General features: G+C 34.9%; 4 protein-coding genes. 1 reads left to right on the top strand and 3 read right to left on the bottom strand.

Features of this window, described 5'->3' with window-relative positions; translation table 11 throughout:
* The coding region (locus ABZA26_RS12735; RefSeq protein WP_372714889.1) for a GDP-L-fucose synthase family protein at positions 1-700 on the bottom strand (700 nt) is incomplete at its 3' end.
* Positions 701-764: 64 nt separating this feature from the next.
* The gene (locus tag ABZA26_RS12740; protein ID WP_372714890.1) at positions 765-1,688 is read right to left on the bottom strand and encodes a hypothetical protein; all 924 of its coding nucleotides are present in this window, start codon (positions 1,686-1,688) and stop codon (positions 765-767) included.
* Positions 1,689-1,787: 99 nt separating this feature from the next.
* Between ABZA26_RS12740 and ABZA26_RS12745 the strand changes: the two genes are divergently transcribed.
* Positions 1,788-2,102 carry a hypothetical protein gene (locus tag ABZA26_RS12745; protein ID WP_372714891.1) on the top strand — a complete coding sequence of 105 codons (315 nt, stop codon included), beginning with the start codon at positions 1,788-1,790 and terminating at the stop codon, positions 2,100-2,102.
* Here the strand turns inward: ABZA26_RS12745 and ABZA26_RS12750 are convergent.
* The coding region (locus ABZA26_RS12750) for a 5'-methylthioadenosine/S-adenosylhomocysteine nucleosidase (protein WP_372714892.1) at positions 2,079-2,410 on the bottom strand (332 nt) is incomplete at its 5' end. The two genes, ABZA26_RS12745 and ABZA26_RS12750, sit on opposite strands and share 24 nt — an antisense overlap.

The following is a 2,410-nucleotide window of genomic DNA, read 5'->3' on the forward strand; positions in this document are numbered from 1 at the left end:
GCATTTCATCAGAATAATTGTTCATAAGATGGACAAGAGCATCTGTAAGGTCCTCTACAAACAGAAATTCTCTTTTAGGAGTTCCGGTACCCCATACGATGACTTCTTTATCACCTCTCACTTTTGCATCGTGGAATTTTCTTATAAGTGCAGGCATTACATGGGATGTTTCTAGGTCAAAGTTATCTTTTGGACCATAGAGATTTGTAGGCATGACACAGATGAAATCAGACCCATATTGTCTTCTGTAAAACTTACATAACTCCACCCCTGCTATCTTTGCTATGGCATAGGCTTCATTGGTAGTCTCAAGATCTCCTGTGAGAAGAGCCTCTTCTTTTATAGGCTGTGGAGCAAGTTTCGGATAGATACATGAACTTCCTAAAAATAAAAGTTTTTTGACTCCGAATTTGTGGGCTGAATTTATTATGTTGGCTTCAATCATTAGGTTGTCATATATAAACTCCGCAGGGTAGGTGTTGTTGGCATATATTCCTCCTACTTTAGCAGCAGCAAGAAAAACATATTCCGGTCTTTCTTGATCAAAAAACTGTTCCACAACATCCTGTCTCCTTAGATCCAGTTCTTGAAAATCTCTTACTATGATATTTTTATAACCACGATTCTCTAGATTTTTAATAAGAGCGGAACCCACCATTCCACCATGTCCTGCAAGATATATTTTCGAATTTAATTCCATATTATTATCCCCCTAGTATTTTTACATTGTATTCAAAGTATTAAAACAAACTCAAGCGACCTTCTTAATGAATAGAGTCCCAAGAAAGGTCGACACTTTGGCAGTTTTCAAGACCGACACAGGCTCCGACGAATCTGCCTAAATTGCTGGAAAAGCTACCTATAAAATACTTTGAATTTATAAGTATATCCACTTCTGTGAGCAGATTTAGTGTATGATCTCTTACAGTTTCTCTAGATTGATTCAGAAACTTTTTTTCGCTTTCCCTTACATTTTCATAAGAATACAGAGAAAATAAATTTATCTGTGGATATTTATTTTTTATCTCTTTGAGAATATTTCCATCATCTGTAGCCACATACAGATTCAGACTTTTATCACAAGATGTAAATTTTTTGAGTTTTTCAAAATAGACATCTATAAGAACCAAATCGGCTTCTTTACAATCTCCGAACACCTTATCTCCTCTTCTTATATGAAAACTAACATAGTCAGATGGTAGATTGAGCTTATTTATATTTTCATCTATTTTTATTTTTGTTTTTAGATTGTACTTATAAAGGTTGTTTATCTCTTTTTTCATTAAAATTGCCAGTTCGTTTATTCTGTTTTTTCTGAAATTTACATCTCTTACTTTCTTAAAAATATAATTTTTAAAAAAGTATCTGGTCAATAATTCATTATTTAGTTTTCTGTCTCTGAAATTTGAAAATTTATTTTTATCAAAATTCACTGTTTCATAATCAAAATCTAAATAATCTGTTATTCCGTCTTTATAAGAATAGCTGAATCTTGAGCTATCTATTATAATTTCTTTCTTTTTTTCTTTTAGAAAGATTATTGCAAAGATAAGATTATTTATTTCAGAATAAAAACCTCTGAATGTGAGAGGAAAAACTATTTTTTTATTTGTCACAAAATTTAAATAAGTGAAAAAGTATATTAAAGCTGCAATAAATTTATCTCTGTATTTAATTAAAGTATCCATATATCCTCCAAATTTCAGTCGCTTATCTTATTCAATCACGTTTCCTGGCACTCTAAGGTGGGTATATCAGTAATATCCAAATAAAGAAAGAGGTGCCATATGAAATTTTTAGCGACAATAACGGCAAACGTTGAAGTGGAAATGTTTAGAGAGCTACTTGAATCAAACGATATCGCACTTAATGCAAAGCATCGCGAAACAGGTGAATTCATGCTTCTAGCCGCCGGTACCACCATTTTCGGCGAAGATCTATATGTCTCAGAAGATCAATATGAAGAGGCCCTCGCACTTTACGAGGCGTACTTTTCAGGTAAAGCCGATATCGATCCCAAAGAGTTGACCGATCAAGCACTTCATGCTGAAAATCCGGAACCGCTATTTTATGATGAATCAAACGCCCCCGAGGAGGATTGAACTGAGCATATTGATGACGATATGGCTTGAATTATGTGCCGCTTCCACAGCAAATGAATCAAAGCTTACATGAGCTGATCCATCCGCCTTGTCCGACATCGCTCTGATGATGACAAATGGAATTTTGTTGATCGCAGCTACATGAGCAATTGCAGCGCCTTCCATTTCTGTGGTTGCTGCTCCAAAATGCTCCAGGATAAAATCCTTACGTTCCATGGATGACACAAATTGATCACCGGATACGATGCGACCTTTCATAGTCATATGATTGGTCACTTCTTTTTGACTGGCTGCCATGGCAAGTGACA

The organism is Ilyobacter sp. (genome assembly GCF_041583315.1).
Lineage (GTDB): Bacteria > Fusobacteriota > Fusobacteriia > Fusobacteriales > Fusobacteriaceae > Ilyobacter.

Coding starts and splice junctions, on each gene's coding strand:
- ABZA26_RS12740 (WP_372714890.1), bottom strand. CDS start 1,688: ATGGATACTTTAATTAAATACAGAGATAAATTTATTGCAGCTTTAATA.
- ABZA26_RS12745 (WP_372714891.1), top strand. CDS start 1,788: ATGAAATTTTTAGCGACAATAACGGCAAACGTTGAAGTGGAAATGTTT.